Annotated in this window: 21 protein-coding genes; 15 read left to right on the top strand and 6 right to left on the bottom strand. The window is 73.6% G+C overall.

The annotated features are described in order from the left end of the window. Positions 1-79 precede the first annotated feature (79 nt). Positions 80-958 carry a hypothetical protein gene (locus ABZ806_RS02480; RefSeq protein ID WP_500214845.1) on the top strand — a complete coding sequence of 293 codons (879 nt, stop codon included), beginning with the start codon at positions 80-82 and terminating at the stop codon, positions 956-958. Here the strand turns inward: ABZ806_RS02480 and ABZ806_RS02475 are convergent, their stop codons facing one another. The 3 genes from ABZ806_RS02475 to ABZ806_RS02465 form a co-directional block, all read right to left on the bottom strand. Continuing rightward, the gene (locus ABZ806_RS02475) at positions 959-1,648 is read right to left on the bottom strand and encodes a hypothetical protein (protein WP_500214844.1); all 690 of its coding nucleotides are present in this window, start codon (positions 1,646-1,648) and stop codon (positions 959-961) included. 1,323 nt (positions 1,649-2,971) lie between these two features. Beyond that, positions 2,972-3,811, bottom strand: a complete 840-nt coding sequence (locus tag ABZ806_RS02470; RefSeq protein ID WP_500214843.1) for a hypothetical protein — start codon at positions 3,809-3,811, stop codon at positions 2,972-2,974. Positions 3,812-3,923: 112 nt separating this feature from the next. Further along, positions 3,924-6,302 (bottom strand): SpoIIE family protein phosphatase, encoded by a 2,379-nt coding sequence (locus ABZ806_RS02465; protein WP_500214842.1) that lies wholly within the window; start codon positions 6,300-6,302, stop codon positions 3,924-3,926. Between the two features lie 522 nt (positions 6,303-6,824). Here ABZ806_RS02465 and ABZ806_RS02460 point away from each other — a divergent pair. From ABZ806_RS02460 to ABZ806_RS02440, 5 genes are all read left to right on the top strand, one after another. Further along, positions 6,825-7,523: a sigma-70 family RNA polymerase sigma factor gene (locus ABZ806_RS02460; protein WP_500214841.1), complete on the top strand. Its 699-nt coding sequence runs from the start codon at positions 6,825-6,827 to the stop codon at positions 7,521-7,523. 315 nt (positions 7,524-7,838) lie between these two features. Further along, positions 7,839-8,261, top strand: coding sequence for a CBS domain-containing protein (locus ABZ806_RS02455; protein WP_500214840.1), 423 nt, complete (start codon positions 7,839-7,841; stop codon positions 8,259-8,261). 90 nt (positions 8,262-8,351) lie between these two features. Continuing rightward, positions 8,352-9,164: an ANTAR domain-containing response regulator gene (locus ABZ806_RS02450; RefSeq protein WP_500214839.1), complete on the top strand. Its 813-nt coding sequence runs from the start codon at positions 8,352-8,354 to the stop codon at positions 9,162-9,164. Positions 9,165-9,294: 130 nt separating this feature from the next. Then, a complete protein-coding gene (locus tag ABZ806_RS02445) occupies positions 9,295-11,262 on the top strand; it encodes a SpoIIE family protein phosphatase (protein WP_500214838.1) in 1,968 nt (655 codons plus the stop codon). A 74-nt stretch (positions 11,263-11,336) separates the two neighbouring features. Beyond that, positions 11,337-11,846 carry a DUF6328 family protein gene (locus tag ABZ806_RS02440; RefSeq protein WP_500214837.1) on the top strand — a complete coding sequence of 170 codons (510 nt, stop codon included), beginning with the start codon at positions 11,337-11,339 and terminating at the stop codon, positions 11,844-11,846. A gap of 34 nt (positions 11,847-11,880) precedes the next feature. Here the strand turns inward: ABZ806_RS02440 and proS are convergent, their stop codons facing one another. After that, complete coding sequence (gene proS, locus ABZ806_RS02435) at positions 11,881-13,329, bottom strand: proline--tRNA ligase (RefSeq protein WP_500214836.1); 1,449 nt, start codon at positions 13,327-13,329, stop codon at positions 11,881-11,883. A gap of 58 nt (positions 13,330-13,387) precedes the next feature. Between proS and ABZ806_RS02430 the strand changes: the two genes are divergently transcribed. After that, entirely contained in the window at positions 13,388-15,088 is a 1,701-nt protein-coding gene (locus tag ABZ806_RS02430; protein WP_500214835.1) for a proline--tRNA ligase, read from the top strand. Positions 15,089-15,136: 48 nt separating this feature from the next. Then, positions 15,137-16,780, top strand: coding sequence for an ABC-F family ATP-binding cassette domain-containing protein (locus ABZ806_RS02425; RefSeq protein WP_500214834.1), 1,644 nt, complete (start codon positions 15,137-15,139; stop codon positions 16,778-16,780). Between the two features lie 11 nt (positions 16,781-16,791). Here the strand turns inward: ABZ806_RS02425 and ABZ806_RS02420 are convergent, their stop codons facing one another. Then, entirely contained in the window at positions 16,792-17,721 is a 930-nt protein-coding gene (locus ABZ806_RS02420) for a rhomboid family intramembrane serine protease (protein WP_500214833.1), read from the bottom strand. Between the two features lie 178 nt (positions 17,722-17,899). Between ABZ806_RS02420 and ABZ806_RS02415 the strand changes: the two genes are divergently transcribed. Together ABZ806_RS02415 and ABZ806_RS02410 are read left to right on the top strand one after the other, a co-directional pair. Then, positions 17,900-19,015, top strand: coding sequence for a WD40/YVTN/BNR-like repeat-containing protein (locus ABZ806_RS02415; RefSeq protein WP_500214832.1), 1,116 nt, complete (start codon positions 17,900-17,902; stop codon positions 19,013-19,015). Next, complete coding sequence (locus tag ABZ806_RS02410; RefSeq protein ID WP_500214831.1) at positions 19,012-19,308, top strand: MoaD/ThiS family protein; 297 nt, start codon at positions 19,012-19,014, stop codon at positions 19,306-19,308. The genes ABZ806_RS02415 and ABZ806_RS02410 overlap by 4 nt, the downstream gene beginning before the upstream one ends. 40 nt (positions 19,309-19,348) lie before the next feature. On the opposite strand, the gene ABZ806_RS02405 is transcribed toward ABZ806_RS02410, so the two are convergent. Further along, entirely contained in the window at positions 19,349-20,416 is a 1,068-nt protein-coding gene (locus ABZ806_RS02405; protein ID WP_500214830.1) for a DUF2776 family protein, read from the bottom strand. A 245-nt stretch (positions 20,417-20,661) separates the two neighbouring features. On the opposite strand from ABZ806_RS02405, the gene ABZ806_RS02400 reads away from it, so the two are divergent. The 5 genes from ABZ806_RS02400 to ABZ806_RS02380 are packed head-to-tail and all read left to right on the top strand — an operon-like array spanning position 20,662 to position 24,985. Beyond that, entirely contained in the window at positions 20,662-21,624 is a 963-nt protein-coding gene (locus tag ABZ806_RS02400) for an NAD-dependent epimerase/dehydratase family protein (RefSeq protein WP_500214829.1), read from the top strand. Beyond that, entirely contained in the window at positions 21,621-22,772 is a 1,152-nt protein-coding gene (locus tag ABZ806_RS02395) for a glycosyltransferase family 4 protein (RefSeq protein WP_500214828.1), read from the top strand. Before ABZ806_RS02400 ends, ABZ806_RS02395 begins: the two co-directional genes overlap by 4 nt. Before the next feature lie 19 nt (positions 22,773-22,791). Further along, a complete protein-coding gene (locus ABZ806_RS02390) occupies positions 22,792-23,520 on the top strand; it encodes a hypothetical protein (RefSeq protein ID WP_500214827.1) in 729 nt (242 codons plus the stop codon). Beyond that, complete coding sequence (locus ABZ806_RS02385; protein WP_500214826.1) at positions 23,517-23,870, top strand: hypothetical protein; 354 nt, start codon at positions 23,517-23,519, stop codon at positions 23,868-23,870. The genes ABZ806_RS02390 and ABZ806_RS02385 overlap by 4 nt, the downstream gene beginning before the upstream one ends. Beyond that, complete coding sequence (locus ABZ806_RS02380) at positions 23,870-24,985, top strand: glycosyltransferase family 4 protein (RefSeq protein WP_500214825.1); 1,116 nt, start codon at positions 23,870-23,872, stop codon at positions 24,983-24,985. Before ABZ806_RS02385 ends, ABZ806_RS02380 begins: the two co-directional genes overlap by 1 nt. Positions 24,986-24,998 lie beyond the last annotated feature (13 nt).

Below are 24,998 nucleotides of genomic sequence, written 5' to 3'. Positions count from 1 at the left end.
ACGAGATGCGCCGCGTCCTCGTCCAATCCGGCCACGGCTGGTTATCGTCGAGAGCGCAGCCCGCTTCCCGAGGAGCCACATGACCACCGTGATCCTGGTTCTGCTCTGCCTCGCGATCGCCGGACGCGAGCTCTACCTGGCATCCGACAAACGGCTCCCCCGCGCCCAGGAGGACCTGCGCATCCTGCAGGACCGGCTGGACCGGCTCGCCCGCGACCACCAGGACCTCAAGACCGTGGTGGACAACGCCACGGAGCCGGCCGGCATCCCGATCCCGGCCCAGCCGGAGGAGCCGCCCGCCGCCGTCCTGGAAAAGCTCGACTCCGTCACCGGACGGGTCGAGCGGCTGGAGAAGCAGTTCGGCGACCTCTCCGATGAACTGGCCGGCATCGACCTCGACCGCGACGCCCAGCGCGCCCTCGCCCGCTCCCTCGACGCCGTGGAGCAGGACGTCCTGGATCTGCACCGCGAGATGCTCGACCGGCTGGACCGCGAGGAGGGCGTCGTCACCGGCGTCCTGCTCAGCGAGGAGGGCGAGGGCGAGGCGCTGCTCGCCGAGGCGTACGAGAAGTGCGCGGCCGAGTGCGGGCTGCGCGTCCGCATCCGCGACCAGCGGTCCGCACAGGCCACCGGCACCTACTGGGGCACCGTCTACCACATGTCGGGACGGCGGCCCGACGTCCTCGCCGAGGACCTGTTCTCCTACGTGCGCGGCCTCTACGACCCGCAGGACGCGTCCGCCGTCAACACGCTGCTGACCGAACTGGCGTCGCTGCGCGGCGGCGGCATCGCCCAGTTCGGGCCGTTCGTCGCGGTCAGCACGCAGAGCGCGCTGCTCTGCGGCGTGCTCCCGGACGAGGAGAGCACGCCGCCGGAACCGTGGCAGCTCGTCGACCACATCCGCGAACTGCCCGCCGACCGGCAGCGCGACCTGACCTGGCTGCGCTCCGACGACTGATCACGGCCGGACGAACCGGAGCACACCGTCCTCGTCCACGCCGAACGCCAGCAGGCACCGCGGGACCCGCGCCGCGTCGATCTGCAGGCACAGCCCGAGCCGCAGATCAGGGTCGACGAACACGACCCGCCGCAGCGCCCGCAGGGCCCGCCGCACCCGCGCCCGCTCCGGTTCGCGCAGCGTCCCGGCGACGACCCGGCCCGCGTACCGCGACAGCGCCGCCGAGTCCAGCACCCGTACGCCCGCCTGCGTGAGGTTCGCGACGATCACGACGCCGCTGTCGTCGTCCTCTGTCCCGGACGGCCCCGGCAGCGCCCCCTCCCCCGGCAGGTCGCGCGGCGCCCTCGGCCCGCCCACCGCCCGGTGGTAGCGCAGCGGATCGAGCGTGTCGATGACGAACGCCCCCGCGTAGGGCCTGGACGCACGCGCCGGACCCGTCCGCGCCCGCGGCGCCCGCACGGTGCGCACGCCGAAATGGGCGCTGAGGTCGAACACCATCCCGGCGTCGTCCGTCCACACCGGGACGCCAAGCTTCGCCGCCGCCCTCCGGTCGAGCACGTCCATCGCCACATCGCTCCGCCGCGCCAGCGCCGCCGCGATCCCCATCCCGGGGAACGCGCCCTCCAGCACCGCGAGCATCGCCCGCCACGTCGCCCCGCCGACGAACTCGCCGACGAACCCGTCCACCATGCCCCTGCGCCGCCCCGGGTCCCCGATGACCCCAGCCCGCGGCACATCGACCCCCGCCCCCGCCGGCGGCCCAGCCGCCAGCCCCTTCCCAGGCAAGAACGGCTCGTCGTTTGTCGGCGGTGGGCCTGTGGCAGGGGGTGGCTCCTGCGGTCTCCACGACGGCTCGGGTTCAGGCGGTGTGGGGCGATCAGTGGGCGACTCGCCCTGCGTGGCGTGGGGTGGCGTGGGGGCGGACGGTACCGGGCGTTCGGCAGGCGAGTCGTGCGGTGCCCAGGGCTGGCGTGGACGTGGAGGTGTCGCGCCCGCCGACTGCGGTGATGTTCCCGCTGGTTTCGCGGGGTCCGAGGGCGGTTCGGGCGTGGGGGCGGACGGTCTCGGGCGTCCGGCGGGCGAGTCGTGCGGTGCCCAGGGCTGGCGTGGGCGTGGGGGTGTCGCGCCCGCCGACTGCGGTGATGTTCCCGCTGGCTTCGGGGGGGCCAAGGACGGTTCGGGCGTGGGGGCCGCGTCGTGGCGCTGCCACACCGGCGGCTCGTCCGGCGGTGGGTGGCCCGCAGATGCGCCGGTCTGTGATGTTTCCTGGCCCGCGGCAGGGGCGCTCGGCGTCCAGGGTTGTGTGGAGCCGCTTGGCCGCGGCTCCTGCGGGCCCTGCTCGGGCTGGGGCGCCGGGCGGTCTGTGAGCGGGGTCCACGGTGCCGTGGGCGGCGTTGATTCTGGCGGCTGTGGCACTGCGGGCGAGGTTGACGGGCGGCCTGCGGAGTTGTCCGGCTCCCACTGCGGCCCCGACGGTGTCGGTCTCGCCGGGTGGGGCGGCGGCGACTGCGGTGGGGATGCCCGGCGTTCTGTGGAAGCCGGCTTCCATGGCGACGTCGGACCCGGCGGTTGCGAAGCCTCGGGCGCGGTTGGTGGGTGCCTTGTGGGGTTGTGGGGGGTCCACGGTGGTGTGGGCGGGGTTGATCCCGAGGGCTGCCACTTCTCGGGGGCGGTCGGGGGCCGGGAGTGGCGGGGGGCCGGCGGCCTCGGCGGTGGGGGCTGCTCTGGTCCAGGGGCTGGACGGTCCGCGGGGCCCGCAGGGGGCTGCGGCGCTCGTGCCGGGCGGGGCGTCTCCGGTGTGCTCGCCTCGGGGGGCGTCCAGGGCGGCCTGGTCGGCTCGGGGCCGTCGGGCGGGACCGGGTGGGGGGTCCAGTCGGACGTGCTCCTGCCCGCCACGTGGACGTCGCCCGGGTGGGGAGGTTCGACCTCCGGGGGCGGATGGTCCTCGGGTTCGGGGCTGGGGCGGTCACGCGGGCCGAATCTCACGGTGTCGATCCTGCGCTCCATTCAAGATCATCGGCAAGGTGGGGCGCCGAAGAGGGCCGTGCACAGGGCTTGCGGGTCGTCGTCGGTGGCGAGGACCGGTCCCGGGGCCGGGCGGAGGCGGACGGGCACCTCGCGGTGGGACGGGTCCGCGGTGCCCTGGGCGGCGGCGATGTCCCGGAGGCCGACGGAGACGGTCCCGGGGATGTCGGCGGTCAGCGCGTCGACCGGGAGTTCGTCCAGCCAGAGGTCCAGGACGCGGTGCGCCAGGCCGTTCAGGAGGCGGCCCCAGGGTTCGACGAGGCCGGCCGGGACGTCCTCCGTCTGCAGTTCGGGCAGGCCGAACCGGGCGAGGCCCTTGGTGGTGACGAAGAAGCCGCCCGGGCCGGACGTGTGCGGCAGGAGCATCCAGTCGGTGAGCCGGAAGTCGCCCAGCGAGCGCAGCAGGTGGGACGGCGCCAGGACCTGCGGAGTGAAGACGTCGATCACCGGGGCGTGCGCGATCGCGCCGAGGGCGCCGGCGACGGCGCGGGACGCCAGTTCGTGGGCGGGCGGGCGGCCCGGCCGGTAGGCGGCGCGGACGGCGATCACGTGGGCCGCGGACGAGATCGCCTCCAGGTCGGGCGCGGCGGCGCCGTAGGCGGCGAGGAGGTCGCCGGGCAGCGGCGGGAAGTCGGCGGCGGGCCGCTGGTCGAGGGTCGTCATCGGGCTGCCGAGCATGCCGAGCACGAGGTCGCGCAGCGGCGGCGAGGTGTGCCGCGCCACGTGCTCGCGGGCGAGGGCGACCGGGTCGGTGAGCGGCTCGGCGAGCGCCACGGCGTAGGTCCCGAAGAGGGTCTCCGGAACGGGCAGCGTCAGATGTTCACCCAAACTCGTCCCCCGCGGGTAGCCGGCACCCTTCGATCAGAGCCGATGGGGACGCCGGAGAGTACCTGGCGGCAACGGAACATTTACCTCCCGAACCGGCGAGGCGGGCCCACGATCAGCGCGGCAGCCGCTGCTCCACCCACACGATCTTGCCCGCGGCGGTGCGGTGCGTCCCCCAGCGGGCGGCGAGGTGCTGGACGAGCTGGAGCCCGCGCCCCGACTCGTCGGTGGCGTCGGAGTGCCGCAGGTGCGGCAGGTCGGCGCCGTCGTCGTGCACCTCGCAGAGCAGCGTCCGCCCCTTGATCAGCCGGACGCCGAGGGACCCGGCGCCGTGCACGAGGGCGTTGGTGACGAGTTCGCTGACGAGCAGCTGCGCGGTGTCGGCGAGGCCGGGCAGGCCCCAGCCGGCGAGCCGGGCGGCGACCTGCGCGCGGATCCACGGGACGCTGTCGGGCACGGGTTCCAGCTCCCAGGTGGCGGCCTCGTCCCGGGGGATGCCGTCGAACCCGACCGCGACGATGGCGATGTCGTCGGCGGCGGTGTCCGCGGCGAGCGTGTCGAGCAGGTCGTCGCAGGTGCCGTCGAGGTCGGCGGACGCCCCGGCGAGCCGGGCGCGCAGCGCCTCCAGGCCCTCCTCGATGTCGCGGCCGCGGCGTTCGAGGAGCCCGTCGGTGCACAGCAGGAGCTGGGACCCGTCCTCGACCTTGACCTCCATCGTCTCGAACGGCTCGCCGCCCACCCCGATGGGCACGCCCGGCGGGACGGGCAGCACCCGGCTCTCGCCGTCCGCCGCGACGAGGACGGGCGGGACGTGCCCCGCGTTGGCGAACGTGCACCGCCGCTCGACCGGGTCGTACACCGCGTACAGGCAGGTGGCGAGGTAGTCCTCGCCGAGCCGGCGGGCGAGCCCGTCGAGCTGGCGCAGCAGCCGGTCGGGCCGCATGTCCTCGGTGGCGAGGGTGCGCACGGCGGTGCGCATCTGCCCCATGATCGCGGCGGCGGTGAGGCCGTGCCCCATCACGTCCCCGACGACGATGCCGAGCCGGCAGCCGGGCAGCGGGATGGCGTCGAACCAGTCGCCGCCGACCTGCGCGGCCTGCTCGGCGGGCCGGTAGCGGTAGCGGACGCGGGCGCCGGCGACGTCCGGCGGGTCGTCGGGCAGCATGCTGCGCTGCAGTTCCTCGGCGACCTGGACCTCGCGCCGGTACAGCCGCCCGTTGTCGATGCACAGCGCGGCACGGCGGGCGAGTTCGCCGACCATGGCGAGGTCGAGCTCGTCGAACCAGGGCCGGTCGGACTTGCGCAGCAGCTTGAACGTGCCGAGCACCCGCCCGCGCGCGATCAGCGGGGCGATCAGCAGCGCCCGCCCGGTGAACAGCGGGCGCAGGTCGCGGTCGCCGAACGCGGCGGCGAGCCGGGCGGCCTGCACCGGGCTGACCCGCCGGATGTGCACCGGCCGCCCGGTCCGCATGGCCTGGACGAACGGCGTCCCGGACGGCAGGAACAGCGCCTCGCCCTCGGGGACGGCCTCGTCCCACCGGCCGTGCTCGTCGTTGTGGGCGACGGCGACGCGGCGCATCAGCGTCGTCTCGTCGACCTCGTCGGCGGGCGGGGCCGAGTCGGCGACGACGCCTTCGAGCAGTTCGACGGCGGCGAAGTCGGCGAGCCGCGGGACGAGGACCTCGGCGAGCGTCCGGGCGGCCTGCAGGTGATCGAGCGAGCTGCCGATCTGCTGCCCGGCCTCGCTGAGGTAGGCGAGGGGCTCCAGCGTCTCGGGGGCGCCCCGCGGCAGCGGCCGGGACCGGCGGGCCCGCGCGGTCCGCGGCGGCGGGACGGCCGGGACCCCGCCGGTGCGCGGCACGATCGGCAGCCGGATCGTCAGCCCGAGCGAGACGGCCGGGCAGCCGAGGCCGAGCACCCGGGAGGTGATCCGCTCGGACGCGGCCGGGTCGAGCGCGGGCAGCAGCCCGGCGAGCCGGCCGGCGAACGAGGTGGCGGGCGCGTCGGAGCCGTCCCCGGCCGGGGCGGTGAGCGCGGGCTCGACCCGCAGCAGCCGGCCGGTGGGCCGGCGGACCGCGGTGCCCGCCCCGGCGGGTCCGTCGGGCGGGGCGAGCTGCAGGTCGCCGATGGTGACGCCGAGCCCGTCGCGGCGGAGCCGGCGCAGGTCGGCGGCCAGCGCCAGCACGCTGATCCCGTGCTCGCCGGGCGCCCGCTCGATCGGGTAGACCCACCAGCCGACCTCGGCCGGTTCGCCGTTGTCGGCGCGCGGCAGGGTGCAGGCGCCGCACCACACGTGCCCGAAGCTCTCCGGCTCGAAGACGCCGCGGTGCTCGCGGGGCAGCCGCAGCAGCGCGGCGGGCGGGCGGCCGAGGGCGCGGGGCGGTCCGACGCCGAACAGCTCGGCGGCGGTCTCGTCCCAGTGGCTGATCCGCCCCCGCCCGTTCAGGGTGATGGCTGCCATGCTCGCCACGCCCAGCAAGTCCGCGATGACCATGTGGTCCCCCTCCCGGGCGAGCTACACCCGAAGTCCCCGGCGACACGCGGTAAAGGGGACGTTACCCAATGTGAGGCGATCGCGCCCGAGACTCCGCGTAAACGCACCGTGGAGTCCGGCGCGGGGAATAACGTGCGCGGGCTGCGTGCTCTACGGCATTCGGCCGAGCGGTTCGGCCGACACGCCGCGGGGTGTGATGAGCAACACCGGGGTCAAGGCAACCTTTTGGACCCTTCCAGGCGTCTTACATAGCAGGAAGACCACCGGCGGGTGGTAAGGCGCTCGATCAGGCAAGGCCCGCGACGTCCCGGAGAACGGGGTCGCCCTGGCCGCTCACCGATCCCGCGCACGACCCCTCGGCTCACGCTCCATGCGAGGCCGAGTTCCATCCCGAACCCGCCGGGAACGGTGGCACGTACCACTCGACGGGGGGCGGCTTCGTCCGCCCGGTCCGCGCGTGCCCCCGACCACGCGCCATGCAACCGGCCCCTTCACCGGGGGCACTACCAACGGGGAGCGACGATGACCGCTGTCACCGCGCCTGTCCGCGACACCGGCCGCGACGCCAGCCGCAACACCGCCGTCCACAGCACCGCCGGCCACAAGACCTCCGGCCGGAAGACCACCGGCCGCAAGACCGACCGCGACACCAGGAGCATCACGACCATCGAGAGCACCCGGCGCTACGAGCGCGACGTCCTGCCCCTCGCCGACCCGCTCTACGCCAGCGCCGTCCGGATGACCCGCAACACCGCGGACGCCGAGGACCTCGTCCAGGAGACCCTCGCCAAGGCCTACGTGAACTTCCACCAGTTCCAGGAGGGCACGAACCTCAAGGCGTGGCTGCACCGGATCCTCACCAACAACTTCATCAACACCTACCGCAAGAAGCAGCGCGAGCCCCAGCGCGCCGGCTCCGAGGAGCTGGAGGAGTGGCAGCTCGCGCAGACCGAGGCCTCCTCGGCGGGCTTCCGCTCCGCCGAGTCCGAGGCGCTGGACCGCATCCCCGACTCCGAGGTGATCGCCGCGCTGCGCGCCCTGCCGAAGGACTTCCGGGACGCCGTCTACCTCGCCGACGTGGAGGGCTACCCCTACAAGGAGATCGCGCGGATGATGGGCACCCCCATCGGCACGGTCATGTCCCGTCTGCACCGCGGCCGCAAGCAGCTCCGCGAGTCCCTCGCCGACCACCGCCGCGCCGCGCACATCCTGGCCGCGTAACGCGCCGAGCGCATCGCTTCCCCCATCGCGATCCCGCAGTTGCCCCGTGACTGCGGGATCGTCCCCTTTCACCCGTGATTTCCCGTGCGATTCCCTGTGCGATTCCCTGCACGTTCCGTGGTCGATCAGTTACCATGAGCTTTGCCCCGCGTGACCGCATCGGTCCCCGAGACCCGCCTGCCGACGGCTTCAGGTGGCGGGAAGCATGCGAAACGGTGACCGAAGCCGGAACGGCCCGCATAGGCACGGCGACTGCGGGTAGGCCGCGCACACGGGCTGCGCGAGCCGCCGGCGATTCGGGAGGATGTGCGCGCGATGCCACCAAGGGTCAGCGACGTGATGACGGCGGCACCCCTGTCCCTGCCGCTGGACGCGACGCTGTACGAGGCGGCCCGCGTGATGCGGGACGAGGGGATCGGCGATGTCCTGGTCACTTTCGCCGGACGCCTGTGCGGTGTGGTGACCGACCGCGACATCGTGGTCCGCGCGGTCGCCGAGAGCCGCGACACGTCGCTGACGCCTCTCGGCGACGTGTGCACGGCGGAGCTGACGACCGTCCATCCGGACGACGACACCGGGACCGCGGCGCGGCTGATGTGCGAGCAGGCGGTCCGGCGGCTGCCCGTCGTGGACGCCGAGCAGCGTCCGGTGGGCATCGTGTCCATCGGCGACCTCGCGGTGGCCGACGGCGAGACCGGGCCGCTCCGGGAGATCAGCAAGGCGCCGCCCAACAACTAGCACCGCCACGAGGTACCGCCGATGAACCACCAGGGACGCGGAGCGGGCGGCAACCCGCCGCAGCCGTCCGGCCAGGATATTCTCGGAGGGGTGACGCCCACCGAAACGGTTCTGACCGACCAGCTGGCGCTGGAGATCGCCCGCCTCGGCATGGTCGGGGAGTCCTCCGATGTCGGCACCCTGCACCGGGTGACCGAACTGGCCGCGCGGGCCGTCCCCGGCTGCGCGGGCGCCGCGAGCGTGCGGTGGGCGCTGCCCAGGGCCGTCGCGGGCGCCGGCTGGGCCGTCCCCGGGACCGTCCCGCCGCTGGACGACGCCGCCGAGACCTCCGTGGACGCCGGGGCGACGGAGGAGCCGCGCCCGGAGCCGCTGGCGACCGCGGCGAGCCACCCCGATCTCGCCGAGGTCACCGACCGGCAGCTGTCCCGCGGGCACGGGCCGGTCTTCGACGTGGTGCGCGGGCGCCGGGTGCTGACCTCCGACGACATCCTCGCCGAGACCCGCTGGCCCGAGTCGATGTCGGACATGCTGCGCCGGGGGGTGCGCTGCTTCACCACGACCCCGCACGTGAACCCGCCCGTCCTCGTCACGCTGACGCTGTACGGGGTGACGCCGAAGTCGCTCGGCCACGGCCGGCACGCGCTCGCGTCGCTGCTGATCGCGCAGGGCACCGCCGCCGTGTCCAACAGCCAGCAGTACGACGACGTGCACCGGACCGCCGTCCAGCTGCAGGAGGCGGTCGAGGCGCGCGCGATCGTCGACCAGGCGAAGGGCATTCTCATGCACGCGCTGGGGTGCGACGCCGACGAGGCTTTCACCGAGATGCGCCGCATCTCGCAGACGCGTCATGTGAAGCTGACCGCTCTCGCGCAGCGTATCGTCGGTCAGCAGGGCATTCCTTAAGCCGCGCTTACAGACGCATGCCGGTGTTGCGAATAGGCTGCCGGAAGCGGCCCCGCGGATCGTGGCCCGACCCGGTCCGGGCGGGAGCCGAGCTGGTTCCACCGTGTGACGCGGATGAGAGGGAGACCAGATGCACGATCAGCCCGACCAGCTCGAACCCGAGTCCCTGCTGCGGGAGATCTCGGACCTCGAAGGACGCATCGGCGAGCTGCGCCAGGCCGCCGGCATCCCGGAACCCGACCTGCGCGCCACTTTGGACGCCGCGCTGGTCGAGCTCGAGCTGGCCCTGACCGTGCTGCGCACCATGGGCGGTGAGCAGACCGGTGAGCAGGGCGGATCGGCCGCGGCGGAGAATGAGCGCCGGGTGCTGCGCACGGTCTTCCAGGACGCCCCCGTCCCGCTGTTCCTGCTGGACCGGACGACGAGCGTCCGCCGCGTCAACCGGCAGGCGGCGATGCTGCTCGGCACGTCGTCGGGGTATGTGTCCGGCAAGCAGTTCACCGCGTTCTGCGACATGGCGACCCGCGCGGCGGTGCGGTCGCAGCTGGCCGCCGTCGTCCGGTCGGGGCGGCGCCGCCGCGTCAACGTGCGCTTCCTCGGCCGCGACCATCCGGTCGACGCCGTGGTGACGCTGGCGCGGGTGTGGATCCGCGGCGAACCCGACCCGATGGTCGTGGTGGCGGCGGGCCCGACGACCACGCCCACCGACGACGGGCCCCGCAAGGACACCGGGAAGCACCAGGCGCGGGCGGCGCAGGGCGCCCCGGTCGACGACGAGGCCGTGGCCACGATCGTGCACCGGATGGACGTCCTCGCCACCGCCAGCGAACTGCTGCTCGACGAGCCGGTCTTCAACGAGACGGTGGCGGTCCGCCGCTGCGCCCGGCTGCTGGCCGCCGAGCTGGCCGACTGGGCGTTCATCGACCTGACCGGCCCGAACGGCGGACCCGGCGGGCAGCCCCAGGGCGGCATCCACGCGGCCGGCGCGCGCCCCGAGCTGCGCCGCCAGGTGGTGATGGGCCCGGAGGACGAGCACTCCGTCGAGGCCGCGCGGATGCTGGAGGAGGTCGAGCCCGCGCAGGGCACGCTCCCGCACACCGTGTTCGTCACCCGGCAGAGCGCGCTGCGGCCGCACGTGGAGAACCTCGACGTGCTCGGCGTCTGCCCGGACGGGCATCCCGTCTGCGGCAAGATCGGCGCGACCTCGGTGCTGAGCGTGCCGATCGAGGACGGCGACCGCGCCATTGGAACGATCACATTGGCGGCGAGCGGCGAGTACGGCCCGTTCGACCTGATGGACCTCGGCGTCGTGCAGCGGCTCGGCCGCTACCTGGCGCTGGTGATCCGGGCGGCGCGGCTGTACCGGCGGCGCGCCGAGGTCGCGGACACGCTGCAGGCCGGGCTGCTGCCGAAGTCGCTGCCCGCGATCCCGGGCGTGAGCGTGGCGGCCAAGTACCTGACGTCGACGCACGGCTCGGACGTGGGCGGCGACTTCTACGACGTGTTCCGCACGGAGAACGGCTGGGGGCTCGTCCTCGGCGACGTGTGCGGCAAGGGCGAGGACGCGGCGGCGGTGACGGCGACGGCGCGGCACTGCGTCCGGCTGGCCTCGCGGTGGAAGGCGTCCCCGGGGGACGTCCTCGGCATCGTGAACGAGGCGCTGCTCGACGAGGACCGGTTCGTCACGGCGGTGATGGCGGGGCTGACACTGGAGACCGAGCGGATCCTGGTCTCGCTGGGCACGGCGGGCCATCCGCCGGCGATCGTCGTGCGCGCCGACGGGGTGATCAGGTCGGCGTCCCGGGGCGGCGTCCCGCTCGGCCTGTTCGAGGACTTCGAGGCCGGCCTGGACACGATCGACCTCACCGTCGGCGACACGCTGATCCTGCACTCCGACGGGGTGCTGGAGGCGTGCGACATGACGCGGCAGGAGTTCGGCCAGGAGCGCCTGCTGGAGGCGCTCGCCGGGCACGCCGGCGACACGCCGCAGGGCATGCTGGCCGGGGTGGAGCGGGCCCTGCTGGACTTCTGCGACGGCGACCTGCGGGACGACGTCTCGATGCTCGCGCTCCGCGTGGAACCGCCCAGCCTCGACTGACCCGGATCGGCGACAGCCGGGCGGCATGAGCGAAATGTCGGGATGATGATCGTTCGCCGGGGTAGATCGGGTACATGACCGTCGACCCCGCGGACAAGCCGCGCAACGAGACCGAGCACGAGCGGCTCGACCGTCAGCTGATGGAGCTGCTGCAGGGGTTCCGGGTCGCGACGACCGGCGTGCAGGTGCTCTTCGCGTTCCTGCTGACCGTCCCGTTCTCCGCCGGTTTCGACAAGGTGGACGGCGCCGGCATGGTGCTGTTCTACCTCGCGCTGTTCGGTGCCGCGGTGGCGTCGATCTGCTTCATCTCGCCGGCGTTCCACCACCGGATCCTGTTCCGGCTCGGGCAGAAGCCCCTGCTGATCCGGCGCGCCAACCGGTACGGGATCGTGGGCGCCGGCGCGCTGGCGATCTCCATCACCTCGGCCACGATGCTGATCGTCGAGTCGCTGTCGGAGCGGACGGTCCCGATCGTCCTCACCGCCGTAGGCGTCCTCGGGCTGTGCGGATGGGTGTGGTTCGTCCAGCCGTACCTGACCCGCATGACGGCGAACGCCCGCGCGACCGAGACCGAGGACGGCTGATCGCGCGGGCGGCCCGCTCCCGCTGCGCTCGCTCCTAGTAGGCCCGGCCGAAGATGACGCGCTTGCCGTAGGCGGACGGCCCGCCGCACTTCACGCAGGCGCCGGTCTCCTCGGGCGCGTCGGCGGGGATGACGCGCGGGGTCGCGGCGGTGTCGGCCTTGATCGCGTCCTCGCACTCGGTCCCGCCGCAGTGGAACGCGCGGGCCCATCCGGTGGCGACCTGCGCGGCGAACGCGTCCCAGGAGTCGACGGCCGCGGTGTTGTCCTCGCGGAACTCCTCGGCCCTGGCCAGCAGGAACGCCTGGAAGTCGGCGAGCATCCCGGGCAGCGTCCCGGCCACCTTGTCGAGGGGGATCTGCTCCTTGCCCTGCCCCTCGACGGTGGGCAGCCGCCGGACGACGGTCGCGACGCCGCCCTCGATGTCGCGCTTGCCGAGCTCGATGCGGACCGGGACGCCGCGCATCTCCCACTCGTTGAACTTGAAGCCGGGCGACAGCTGCGGGCGGTTGTCGTCGACGTGCACGCGGACGCCCGCCGCCTTGATCGCCGCGCCCAGCCGGCGCGCCTCGGCGGCGGCCTGCTCGCCCTGCTCCTTGCGCCCGATCGGCACGATGACGACCTGGTAGGGCGCGATGTTCGGCGGCAGCACGAGGCCCTTGTCGTCCCCGTGCGTCATGATCACGCCGCCGATCATGCGGGTGCTCATCCCCCAGGACGTGGTGTGCGCGTGCGCGAGCCTGCGCTCCTCGTCCTGGTACTGGATCTCGAACGCCTTGGCGAAGTTGGTGCCGAGGTAGTGGGACGTGCCGGCCTGCAGCGCCCGGCCGTCCCGCATCATGCCCTCGATCGTGTACGTGCGGACGGCGCCGGCGAACCGCTCGCCGGGCGTCTTCTCGCCCGCCACGACGGGCATCGCGGCGAGGTCGCGGGCGACGGCGGTGTAGGCGTCCAGTGCCCACATCGTCTCGCGCATCGCGTCGTCCTCGTCGACGTGCGCGGTGTGGCCCTCCTGCCAGAGGAACTCGGTGGTGCGCAGGAACATCCGGGGCCGCATCTCCCACCGGACGACGTTCGCCCACTGGTTCAGCAGCAGCGGCAGGTCGCGGTGCGAGTCGATCCACTTGGCCATGTACTCGCCGATGACGGTCTCGGACGTGGGCCGCACGACGAGCGGCTCCTCCAGGTCCTTGCCGCCCGCGTGGGTGACGACCGCCAGTTCCGGCGAGAAGCCCTCGACGTGCTCGGCCTCGCGCTTGAGGTAGGACTCCGGGATGAACATCGGGAAGCAGGCGTTGTCGTGCCCCGCGTCCTTGATGCGTCCGTCCAGGTCGGCCTGGAGCAGCTCCCACATCCGGTACCCGTACGGTCGGATGACCATCGTCCCGCGGACCGGGCCCCGGTCGACGAGCTGGGCCTGGACGACCACCTCGTTGTACCAGGCGGAGAAATCCTCGCTCTGCGGTGTCACACCTTCTCGGCTCACGGCACACAAGGGTACTGACCGGCGGCGGTGATCAGGAACGATTGGCTAGGCTCGCGAGATGCGCCGGTCCCAGATGTTCGTGCCCACGCTCCGCGAGGACCCCGCCGAGGCGGACGCGCCGAGCCACCGGCTGCTGCTGCGCGCGGGTTTCGTCCGGCAGCTCACCGCCGGCCACTACTCGCTGCTGCCGCTGGCCGTCCGGGTCCGCTCGAAGATCATCGCGATCGTGCGCGCGGAGATGGACGCGATCGGCGCGCAGGAGATGCTGCTGCCGGCGATGCACCCGGCCGGGCCGTGGCGGAAGTCGGGCCGCTGGGAGCTCATGGGCCAGGAGATGTTCCGGCTCCGCGACCGGCGCGGCGCCGACCTGGCGCTCGGCATGACGCACGAGGAGATCTTCGCGACCGTCGCCCGGGAGCTCGGCTCGTACAAGCAGCTGCCGCAGCAGTGGTACCAGTTCCAGACGAAGTTCCGGGACGAGCCGCGCCCCAAGGGCGGCCTCATGCGGACCCGCGAGTTCACCATGAAGGACGCCTACAGCTTCGACATCGACGGCCCCGGCCTGGACGCGTCGTTCGACGCCTACCGCGCCGCCTACGCGCGGATCTTCTCCCGGCTGGGCATCCCGGCGCTGGCCTGCGAGGCGTCCAGCGGCACCATGGGCGGCTCCGGCTCGACCGAGTTCATGTGCCCGTCCGACGCCGGCGAGGACCTCGTCGCCCACTGCCCCGCCTGCGGCTACGCGGCGAACATCGAGCGCGCGACCTCCGCGCTGCCCGCCGCCGCGGACGGCCCGGGGCTCCCCGCGCCCGAACGCTTCGACACACCCGGCGTCCGCACCATCGAAGACCTGCTGGCGTACGACGCGCCGGGCGACCGGCAGGTCAAGACGCTCGTCTACGTCCTGGACGGCGCGCTCACGCTCGTGCTGCTGCGCGGCGACCACCCGCTCAACGAGCAGAAGCTCGTGGACGCGACGGGCGCCGCCGGCATCCGGCCGGCCGAACCGTCCGAGATCCAGGACGCCCTCGGCGCGCTCCCGGGCAGCCTCGGCGCGGTCGGCACGGCGCTCCCGGTCATCGCGGACGAGGCGCTCCGCGACCGCCGCGACATGTTCACCGGCGCGAACACCGACGACGTCCACCTGCGCGGCGTGGACGTCGGCCGCGACATCGACGTGGGCGCCTGGGCCGATCTGCGCGAGGTCGCCGCCGGCGAGCCCTGCGTCCGCTGCGGGTCGCCCCTGGAGATCGTGCGGGCCATCGAGGTGGGCCACATCTTCAAGCTCGGCGACCGCTACGCCCGCGCGCTGGGCGTCGAGGTCCTGGACCCGGACGGCAAACTGGTCCCGGTGATCATGGGCAGCTACGGGATCGGCGTGGAGCGCGCGATGGCCGCGATCGTCGAGACCCACAACGACGAGCGCGGCATCGTCTGGCCCGTCTCGGTGGCGCCGTTCCAGGTCACGGTCGTCCCGGCCCAGTCCGACGACGCCGAGGTGGCGCGGGCGGCCGAGGACGTCTACGCGGGCCTGTCCGCCGCGGGCGTCGAGGTCGTGATCGACGACCGCCGGGAGCGGGCGGGCGTGAAGTTCCGCGACGCCGAGCTGACCGGCATCCCGTACCGCGTCACGGTCGGCCGCCGCAGCCTGGCCGAGGGCGCGGCCGAGATCAGCGTCCGCGCGACCGGCGAGACGTCCACGGTCGCGCTGGCCGAGGTCACCGCGCACCTCGAGGCGCTGCCGGCGAAAACCGTTTGACGCTCGCGGCGTCCCTCCGGAGACTCGGAAGTTCAGCGAGGGGGAGCCGTGGGACACGTCGAAGTCGGACATATCAGCCAGGTACTGCCGGACGGCAGGCGGCTGCTGGACGACGTCTCCTTCCGCGTCGGCGACGGCGTCACGGCCGCCCTCGTCGGCCCGAACGGCGCCGGCAAGACGACCCTCCTGCGCCTGATCGCCGGGGACCTGGCGCCCCAGTCCGGGACCGTCGGGCACAGCGGCGGCATCGGCGTGATGCGCCAGTTCATCGGGAGCATGCGGGACGACTCGTCCGTCACCGACCTGCTGCTCTCCCTCGCGCCGCCGCGCGTCCGGTCGGCCGCCGAGGCCGTCGAGGCGGCCGAGCTGGCGATGATGGAACGCGACGACGAGCCCACCCAGCTCCGCTACGCCACGGCCCTGTCGGGCTGGGGCGACGCGGGCGGCTACGAGATCGAGGTGCTCTGGGACGCCTGCTGCGTCGCGGCCCTGGGCGTCTCCTACGACGGGTGCCGCTGGCGCGAGGTGCGGACCCTGTCGGGCGGTGAGCAGAAGCGGCTGGCCCTCGAAGCCCTGCTCCGCGGCCCCGACGAGGTCCTTCTCCTGGACGAGCCGGACAACTACCTGGACGTCCCCGGCAAGCGCTGGCTGGAGGAGAGACTCCGCGAGACACCGAAGACCGTCCTGCTGGTCTCCCACGACCGCGAGCTCCTCGACCGTTCCGCCGACCGCATCGTCACCGTCGAGGCGGGCCACGTCTGGGTCCACGGCGGCCGTTTCGCCACCTACGCCGCCGCGCGCCGCGACCGCAACGAGCGCCTCGAAGAACTGCGCCGCCGCTGGGACGAGGAGCACGCGAAACTGAAGGAACTCGTCAACACCCTGCGCACCAAGGCCACGGTCAACGACGGTTTCGCGTCGCGCTACCGAGCGGCCCAGACACGCCTGCGCAAGTTCGAGGAGGCGGGCCCGCCCGAGATCCCGCCCCGCGACCAGAACCTGAAGATGCGGCTGCACGGCGGCCGCACCGGCAAGCGGGCGGTGATCTGCGAGGACCTGGAGCTGACGGGCCTCATGAAGCCCTTCGACGCGGAGGTCTGGTACGGCGAACGCGTGGCGGTCCTGGGCTCCAACGGCTCCGGGAAATCCCACTTCCTGCGCCTGCTCACGGCGGTGGCCGAGGCGCTCCCCCGGGGCGCGACGCCCGTGGAACCCGTCGCGCACACCGGCGTGGCCCGGCTGGGCGCCCGCGTGGTCCCCGGCCTCTTCGCGCAGACCCACGCCCGTCCCGACCTGGCGGGCCGCACCCCGTGCGAGATCGTCATGACCGAGCACGCCCGCCTGCGCAACGCCGCCATGAGCGCCCTCGCCCGCTACGAACTGAACGTCTGCGCGGAGCAGCCCTTCGAGACGCTCTCCGGCGGCCAGCAGGCCCGCCTGCAGATCCTGCTGCTGGAACTGGGCGGCGCCACGCTCCTCCTCCTCGACGAGCCGACGGACAACCTCGACCTGGCCAGCGCCGAAGCCCTCCAGGAGGGGCTGGAGTCCTACGCGGGCACGGTCGTCGCGGTGACCCACGACCGCTGGTTCGCCCGCTCCTTCGACCGCCACCTGATCTTCGGCGCCGACGGCTCCGTCTACGAGTCGGCGGAACCCGTCTGGGACGAGACCCGGGTCGCCCGCCCCCGCTGACCGCGAGGACGTCAGAGGAGGGTGCCGCCGAGTTCGGAGGTCTTGACGACCACCAGGACGGCCAGCAGGACGAGCATGGCCGCGGCGGCGCCCGCCTGGACGAGCGCGCGGCGTTCCCGCGGCGCGTAGGCGAACGCCAGCGCGATGGCGCCGCCCGCCAGGAGGCCGCCCAGGTGCGCCTGCCACGCGGTGAACCCGGCGGAGACGACCAGCCAGATCAGCGCGAACACCACGAGCCGGTTGGCCTCGTCCATGGGGTGGCCGAGGCGGCGCATGAAGATCCAGTAGGCGGCGGTGAGCCCGAAGACGGCCCCCGACGCGCCGACCCCGTTCATGTCCGGGGCGATCAGGTAGCCGAGCACCGAGCCGCCGAGCGCGCCCAGCAGGTACAGGGCGAGGAAGCGCCACCGGCCGAGCATCTCCTCGGTCGGCCGGCCGAGCCGCCACAGCCACCACAGGTTGAAGACGATGTGCAGGAACCCGACGCCGCCCTCCGTCGGCGGCAGGTGCAGGAACGCCGACGTGATCAGCCGGTACGGCTCGCCGTAGGCGACGCCGACGGCCTCGAACCCCGGGGGTGTCAGCCCGTCGGACGCGTACAGCGCGCCGTCCGGGCCGACCAGCCCGATGCCCAGCGACCCGAACTTGTCGATCAGGTCGTCTTTCGCCAGCTCCCCCAGGTACACCAGCACGTTCAGGGCGATCAGGACGTAGGTCGCCCAGGGTGTGACGGCGACCTTGCCGCCGAAGACCGTGCGCCTCTGCCGGACGGTCCTGTTGCCCTCGCGCACGCAGTCGACGCACTGGTGGCCCACCGCCGCCGTGCGCATGCAGTCCGGGCAGATGTAGCGGTCGCACCGCGTGCAGCGCACGTACGTCTCGCGCTTGGGGTGCCGGTAGCACGCGGGGGCCTCTTGCCGCTCGCCCTGGGTCGTCGTCATGATCCAACCTCTCCGAATGGCGGGTGATCTTACCGGCGCCCGCCGACACTCCGCGGCCGACCGCCGCGCAAGGAGCCCGGCGGCCTGAAGTGGCCAGGGCGGAAGCGATGAGTTCTGCCGGTGGCGGGAGTCGGTATCGGCGGTCGAAGCATGCGCGAGGCGCTCGGAGGGAGCAGCCATGAGCGGAGTGCGGGTTCTGGTCGGGACGCGGAAGGGCGCGTTCATCCTCACCGCGGACGGGACGCGTCAGGACTGGAAGGTCGGCGGGCCCCATTTCGGCGGCTGGGAGGTCTACCACGTCGCGGGGTCGGCCGCCGACCCGTCGCGGCTGTACGCGTCGCAGTCCACCGGGTGGTTCGGGCAGCTGATCCAGCGGTCCGACGACGGCGGCGAGACGTGGCGGCCGGTGGGCGGCGAGTTCGCCTACGAGGGCGTGCCCGGCACGCACCAGTGGTACGACGGCACGCCGCGGCCGTGGGAGTTCAAGCGGGTCTGGCATCTGGAGGCGTCGCCGGCGGACCCGGACACCGTCCACGCCGGGGTCGAGGACGCCGCGCTGTTCCGGTCGGCCGACGGCGGGGCGTCCTGGCAGGAGCTGCCGGGGCTGCGCGAGCACGGGTCCGGGCCGTCCTGGCAGCCGGGCGCCGGCGGGATGTGCCTGCACACGATCGTCCGCGACCCCGTCGACGCCGCGCGCATGTACGTGGCGATCTCGGCGGCCGGCGTGTTCCGGACGGACGACGCCGGCAAGACGTGGCGGGCGATCAACCGCGGACTGCGGTCGGAGGGCATTCCCGACCCGGACGCCGAGGTCGGGCACTGCGTGCACCGCATCGCGATGCACCCGTCGCGCCCCGAGGTGCTGTTCATGCAGAAGCACTGGGACGTCATGCGCAGCGACGACGCGGGCGAGTCGTGGCACGAGATCAGCGGCGACCTGCCGAGCGACTTCGGATTCCCGATCGCGGTGCACGCCCACGAGCCCGACACCGTGTACGTCGTCCCGATCAAGAGCGACTCCGAGCACTACCCGCCGGAGGGGAGGCTGCGTGTGTACCGCAGCCGGGCCGGCGGTAACGAGTGGGAGCCGCTGACCGCCGGGCTGCCGCAGAGCCACTGCTACGTGAACGTCCTGCGGGACGCGATGGCCGTCGACTCGCTCGACTCGTGCGGCGTCTACTTCGGCACGACGGGCGGGCAGGTGTACGCGTCCGCCGACGCCGGCGACACCTGGGAGCCGATCGTCCGCGACCTGCCGGCCGTCCTGTCGGTGGAAGTCCAGACGCTGCCATGATCCGCGTCGTGCTGCCCGCGCACCTGCGGGTGCTCGCCGGGGTGCGGGGCGAGGTGGACCTGGACGTCCCCGCCCCGGTCACCCTGGGCGCCGTCCTGGACGCCCTGGAGGCGCGGTACCCGGTGCTGCGCGGGACGATCCGCGACCGCGACACCGGGCGCCGCCGCGCGTTCGTCCGCTTCTACGCCTGCGAGGAGGACCTCTCCCACGACCCGCCGGGCAGGGCGCTCCCCGAGCCGGTGGCCCGGGGCGCCGAGCCCTTCATGGTGGTCGGCGCCATGGCGGGCGGCTGACGGGATCCCCGCCGGGGCGGCCGAGCGGGGTCCCGGCGGGTCAGTCGTCTCCCCCGCCGCTGGTTCCGCTCTCCAGGATGGAGACGATGGAGAACAGCGAGAAGCAGATGCAGCCGAGTCCGACCAGGACACGGGCCGCGACGATCACCGCGGAATCGGCCGACTCGAAGAGGAACACCGAGAAGAACAGGCAGAGCAGGGCCGTACCGACCGGAATCAGCGGGACCCGGTTCGCCAGGGGGGCCGTCCGCCGCCAGACCAGCGCGAGCAGCAGCACCTTGCTGAGGATGCTCCAGCAGATGAGTCCCAGGCCGATCAGGACGCATGGCGGGGTCACCTGGGTGGACCGGGTGTGCACGCCGATGACGATCAGACCCCACAGGATGCCGATGGCGCCGAGGGCGGCGGCCGCCCCCGGCCAGAGGAGGCGCTCCCGCGGGGTGTAGGTGTTCTGGATCTGCCGCAGGATGCTGGCCACCAGCCCGATGAGGCAGCTGCAGACGAGCGCCAGGCCGATCATCACGTGCCCGGCGGTGAACCGCCCGGCCGCGGCCCCGCCGCCCCCGCCCGCCAGCAGGACCAGGGCCCACACCCAGGTGACCAGGGCCGCGAGGACCGGGAGCGCCAGCAGGGCCCGCACGGCGAGCGGGCCGAAAGGCGCCGGTGAACGCGGTGGCGATCCCTCGGGCAGCGCCGAGTTCTCGGTGATCAGGACGAACTGGGTGGAGGCCGTGGCGACGCACGAGACGCACACGCAGACCATGCCGACACCGAAGATCACGTGCCCGGCGACGAAGTCGGGCGGCGATCGCGGGCTGCCGACGCGCAGCGCGAGCCCGTACCCCACGGTGACGCCACTGACCGCGAAGCCGAACACCGGGTAGGCCAGCCGGTCCAGTGCGGTGAAACGGCCGATGAGCTGCCTGATGATCGTCGCCGCGGTGGCGAACAGGCAGAGGCAGATGGCCGCCAGGAAGATGAGCACCAGGCCCGCGACGCGCGCGTTCGGCCCCGATGAATGTGCGAGGACGTACCCGCCCAGTGCGGCTGACACGGCGCCCATGAGCACGGGTATGGCGCGGAACAGGACACTGATCTGGTAGTTCATCGAGCCCCCTGCGGGATGCCGTCGATCACGGGCGGCTGAGGTGCCGCGGGCGGCCCTCCCTCATCGAGAGTGTGTTGACAGGCATGACCGTTCTGGCCCTCTGCAATCGCGAACTAACGTTAAGTAACGGCAGTGAAGGGTTGTGTTCGCTTTATCCGCGATGCTCAGGGTCGTCCCGGGGGTCCCGGTCGGTCTGGGACGCGAGCCCTCTCCCGATTCGGGGCCCTGCCGGATAAAGTGCCCGCGTGCGGGTGGTCGTTACGGGTGCGGCGGGGTTCATCGGGAGCCATGTCGTCGACGCCTTCTCGGGCGCGGGGCATGAGGTGCTGGCCGTGGACGCGCCGGGGCGGTCGCTGGCGCCGGAGGTGGCGCGGCGGACGTGGGCGGAGGTCGCGGCGCGGCCGGGGGTCGTCGCCGCCGATGTCGATCTCGCCGTGGACGAGCTGGACGCCGTCGCGGCGGCGGACCTCGTCGTCCATCTGGCCGGGCGGCCCGGCGTGCGCGACTCGTGGGGGCCCGGACGAGCCGTCGCCGAGCGCGACAACGTGACGGCGACGCGGCGGCTCCTCGCGGCCTGCACGGGCGCGCGGCGCAGGCCGAAGGTCGTGATCGCGTCGAGCTCGTCGGTGTACGGGTCGGCGGGGCGGCGGCCGAACCGGGAGGAGGACCCGGTCAGGCCGGAGAGCCCGTACGCGGTCAGCAAGGTCGAGGTGGAGCGGCTCGCGGGCCTCGCGGCGGGCGAAGGGCTCCGCGTCGTCCTGCTCAGGTACTTCTCGGTATACGGGCCCCGGCAGCGGCCCGACATGGCGTTCCACCGGTTCGTGGAGGCGGCGCTGGACGGGCGTCCGCTGCCGGTGTTCGGCGACGGGCGCAGGTCGCGGAGCTTCACCCATGTCGGCGACGCGGTGGCGGCGACGCTCGCGGCGGCGGCCGCGGAGCTGCCGCCCGGTATCACCATCAATGTCGGCCATGGCGAGCACGTGGCCGTGCGGGACGCGATCGCGATGCTGACGGACGCCCTGGGCGTCGAGGCGGAGATCCAGCGGGAGACGCCCGTGGCCGGCGACGCCCACCGGACGTGGGCCGACACCGGGCGTGCCCGGGAGCTGCTCGGCTGGACGCCCGTGATCGGCCTCCGGGAGGGGCTCGACGACCAGATCGCCTGGCACCGGGCGCTGCGGACGCTGGAGGAGGTGCGCGTCGGATGAGGCATAGGGCGGCCTATGTCGCGTTCGACCGGTTCCCGTCCAGCAAGGGGTCGGCGGTGCACATCGCGCAGATGGCCGACGAACTGTTCGCGCACTACGGCGGCGGCCTCCTCGGCGTCATCGGCGGCGGCGACCTGCCCCGCTACCAGCGCGAGGGGACGCGGGAGATCGCGCGGTTCGACACCCCGGTCCCGAACCTCATCGACCGGGCCGAGGCGTTCTCCGGCTGGGTGGCCGACCATCTGGCGCCGCACTGGGAGACGCTGGAGGTCTGCCATGTGCGGGACCCCTGGAGCGCGCTCCCGGCGGTCGCGGACGGACGCCGCCACAAGGTCGTCTACGAGGTCAACGGCCTGCCGTCCATCGAGATGGCCCACACGTGGCCGTGGGCGGCGCCGAGCACGCTCGGCAAGATCCGCGAGCTGGAGCGGTACTGCCTGGAGCGCAGCGACGCGGTCGTGGTGCCGTCGCGGGTGATCGGCGACGCCGTCCGCGAGCGCGGCGTGGCCGAGCGCAGGATCCACCTGGTGCCCAACGGCGCCGACGTTCCAGGTGCAACCGAACGGCCCGCCGATGCGCCTGAACGGTATGTCGTCTATGTCGGCGCGACGCAGCCGTGGCAGGGCCTGGACGTGATGATGCGCGCGTTCGCCCGCCTCGCCGACCTGCCCGAGCTGCGGCTGGTGGTCTGCGCGTCCGTCCCGGAGCGCCGGGCGAAGCACGTGCGGCGGCTCGCCGAGCGGCTCGGGGTCGCCGACCGGGTCGACTGGCGGTTCGCGCTGCCGCACCACGAGGTCGCCGCGTGGCTGGCGCACGCGCAGGCGTCCCTCGCCCCGCTGACCGGCTGCGCCCGCAACCTGGACCAGGGCTGCGCGCCGCTGAAGGTGATCGAGTCGATGGCGGCGGGCGTGCCGGTCGTCGCCTCGGACCTGCCGGCGGTCCGCGAGCTGATGGCGGACGGCAGGCACGGGCGGCTCGTCCCGGCCGACCGTCCCGCCGAGCTGGCCCGGGCCGTCCGCGTCCTGCTGGAGTACCCGGCGGAGGCCGCCGCGATGGGGCGCCGGGGCCGCGAGCACATCGAGGAGAGCCTGACCTGGGCGCGGTCGCGCGCCCGGCTGGCCGAGGTCTACCGGACGCTGGATCGATAGGACGGACAGGTGGTACGTCATGTTCTGGCGTAAGCAGAAGGCCGCCATCGAGCGGTTCCATCCGCTGCACAGGGCGCTCACGCTGGAGAAGGGGATCTCGGTCTCGCTGCGGCGGGACGACTGGGAGCCGGTGATCGCGAGCCTCGCGGGGCACGGCACGACCGTGAAGCGGCGCAGGTGGCAGCTGTCCCGGCGGGTCCCGGGCGTCCTCGTGCCGCTGCTGCGGGTGCTGGCCGCCGACATGCCGCCGGACGGGGTGCTGTCGGTCTCGGCGGACCTGCGCGGCGCCGACCTCCCCGAGAAGCGCGGGCCGCAGCACGACGTGCCCGTCCAGCGGCCGGTCATCTCGCTGAAGCAGTGGTACGCGGTGGACCCGTGGCTGCGGGTGCGCGCTGAACTGCGGGACGGCAGCGTCCTGGAACTCGTCATCACCGACCGGGTCCGCTACCGCCGGCGCAAGAAGCGCAACCCGCGCGGCAAGGTCAAGGTGAAGACCAAGACGAAGACCACCCAGCTGGTGCGGGTCACCCGGCGGCTGGGCAAGGACGCGGTCGTCCAGCGGCCCGCGTCGCCGCCGCCGCGCTGGGTGAAGGTCCAGGTCAAGCCGGGGAAGCGGACGGTGATCCGGGTGAACGGGAAGCTGCGCGGCGTGCAGGAGGGCAAGGGCATGCTCGACCGGATCCTGGACGTGTCCACGGAACCGTTCCGGTGGACGCCGCCCGGCACGGCCGCGAGGAGGGCGAAGTGAACCGCTGCACCGTCACCACCGGATTCTTCGTGCTCGGACGCTGCGGGCAGGCGGCGGTGGCGTCCTGCCCGCACTGCGCACGCCCCGTCTGCGCGGCGCACGCGGCCCCGGGCGGGATGTGCCCGGAGTGCGCGGCGGCCCGCGGGTACGGGACGCAGGACCCGCACGACCCGGCGTGGACCGGCGGCTACCGGCGCCGCTACTACCAGCGCAGCTCGCAGTCCTACAGCGACGCCGCCTGGTACTCATCGTTCGACGAGTACGACCGCGGGGCGTTCAACCCGGGCGACGACTACTCGTTCGGGGGCGACTGGGGACCGGACGGCGACACCGGCTTCGTGGACAGCTGATGTCCCGCATCCTGTGGCTCACCGAGCACTACCCGCCGAGCCAGGGCGGCATGGCGCAGTCGTGCGACCGGATCGTGCGGGGGCTGCGCGGCGCGGGCGTCGAGGTGGACGTCGTCCACCTGACCCGCCGCGCCCGCCCGTGGGGGGTGCGGCGGGAGCACGGCGGGCGGCTGGTGACCGCGCCGCTCGGCGACGACGCCGAGCACGCGCTGCGCCGGCTGTGGACGACGATCACCGCCGAGGACCTCACCGGCTACGGCCATGTGGTGGCGTTCGGCGGCGTGTACGCGATGCTCGCCGCGCCCGTCCTGTCCTCGCTGCTGGACGCGCCGCTGGTCACGCTGCTGCGCGGCAACGACATCGACGCCGGCGTGTTCTCGATACGGCGGCGCGGCGTGCTGGCGGACGCGCTGCGCGCCTCGTCCCGCGTCTGCGTCGTCGCCCGGTCGCACGCGCCGCTGGTGGCGGCGCTGGCCCCGGACGCGCCGGTGACGTTCGTCGCGAACAGCGTCGACACGGCGCAGTGGCGGATCCTGCCGTCCGAGCGGGCCGGGGGCGGTGCGTGGCGGGAGGAGAACGTCGAGCCGGGCCGCCGGACGATCGGCCTCATCGGGCAGCTCAAGGTGAAGAAGGGCGTCGGCTTCCTGCTGGACGCGCTCGCCGCCTCCGGCCACGCCGGCGCGTTCCATCTGCTGCTGGTCGGCGAGGTCGAGGAGTCCGTGCGGGAGTGGCTCGCCGGGCACGACGTCCCGCACTCGTTCCTGCCGTTCATGGAGCGCTACGACCTGCCGGCCGTCTACGCGGGCTGCGATCTCGTCGCGCTGCCGTCGTTCTACGACGGGATGCCGAACGTGGCGCTGGAGGCGGCGGCGCTGGGCGTGCCGCTGATCGCGTCCGACGGCGGCGGGCTCGCCGACCTCGTCGACGACGAGATCGGCTTCACCTTCCCCGCCGGGGACGCGCACGCCTGCCGCGCGGCGCTCGACCGGGCCGCGCGGGCGGGCGCGGCGGAGTTGGCGAAGCTCGGCGCGGCGGGCGCGGAGCGGATCCGCCGCGACTTCACCCCGGCCGCCGAGACCGCCGGGTACCTGGCCGTCCTCGACGCGGCCCGATGACCGCCCGCCGCCG

Source organism: Spirillospora sp. NPDC047418 (assembly GCF_040643275.1).
GTDB lineage: Bacteria > Actinomycetota > Actinomycetes > Streptosporangiales > Streptosporangiaceae > Spirillospora.
This window is presented reverse-complemented; position numbering and strand designations above follow the sequence as displayed.

Excerpts from the sequence above, each read along its gene's own strand:
- ABZ806_RS02480 (WP_500214845.1), top strand. The coding sequence starts at position 80 with ATGACCACCGTGATCCTGGTTCTGCTCTGCCTCGCGATCGCCGGACGC.
- ABZ806_RS02475 (WP_500214844.1), bottom strand. The coding sequence starts at position 1,648 with ATGGTGGACGGGTTCGTCGGCGAGTTCGTCGGCGGGGCGACGTGGCGG.
- ABZ806_RS02465 (WP_500214842.1), bottom strand. The coding sequence starts at position 6,302 with ATGGTCATCGCGGACTTGCTGGGCGTGGCGAGCATGGCAGCCATCACC.
- ABZ806_RS02460 (WP_500214841.1), top strand. The coding sequence starts at position 6,825 with ATGACCGCTGTCACCGCGCCTGTCCGCGACACCGGCCGCGACGCCAGC.
- ABZ806_RS02455 (WP_500214840.1), top strand. The coding sequence starts at position 7,839 with ATGCCACCAAGGGTCAGCGACGTGATGACGGCGGCACCCCTGTCCCTG.
- ABZ806_RS02445 (WP_500214838.1), top strand. The coding sequence starts at position 9,295 with ATGCACGATCAGCCCGACCAGCTCGAACCCGAGTCCCTGCTGCGGGAG.
- ABZ806_RS02440 (WP_500214837.1), top strand. The coding sequence starts at position 11,337 with ATGACCGTCGACCCCGCGGACAAGCCGCGCAACGAGACCGAGCACGAG.
- ABZ806_RS02430 (WP_500214835.1), top strand. The coding sequence starts at position 13,388 with ATGCGCCGGTCCCAGATGTTCGTGCCCACGCTCCGCGAGGACCCCGCC.
- ABZ806_RS02420 (WP_500214833.1), bottom strand. The coding sequence starts at position 17,721 with ATGACGACGACCCAGGGCGAGCGGCAAGAGGCCCCCGCGTGCTACCGG.
- ABZ806_RS02415 (WP_500214832.1), top strand. The coding sequence starts at position 17,900 with ATGAGCGGAGTGCGGGTTCTGGTCGGGACGCGGAAGGGCGCGTTCATC.
- ABZ806_RS02410 (WP_500214831.1), top strand. The coding sequence starts at position 19,012 with ATGATCCGCGTCGTGCTGCCCGCGCACCTGCGGGTGCTCGCCGGGGTG.
- ABZ806_RS02405 (WP_500214830.1), bottom strand. The coding sequence starts at position 20,416 with ATGAACTACCAGATCAGTGTCCTGTTCCGCGCCATACCCGTGCTCATG.
- ABZ806_RS02395 (WP_500214828.1), top strand. The coding sequence starts at position 21,621 with ATGAGGCATAGGGCGGCCTATGTCGCGTTCGACCGGTTCCCGTCCAGC.
- ABZ806_RS02390 (WP_500214827.1), top strand. The coding sequence starts at position 22,792 with ATGTTCTGGCGTAAGCAGAAGGCCGCCATCGAGCGGTTCCATCCGCTG.
- ABZ806_RS02380 (WP_500214825.1), top strand. The coding sequence starts at position 23,870 with ATGTCCCGCATCCTGTGGCTCACCGAGCACTACCCGCCGAGCCAGGGC.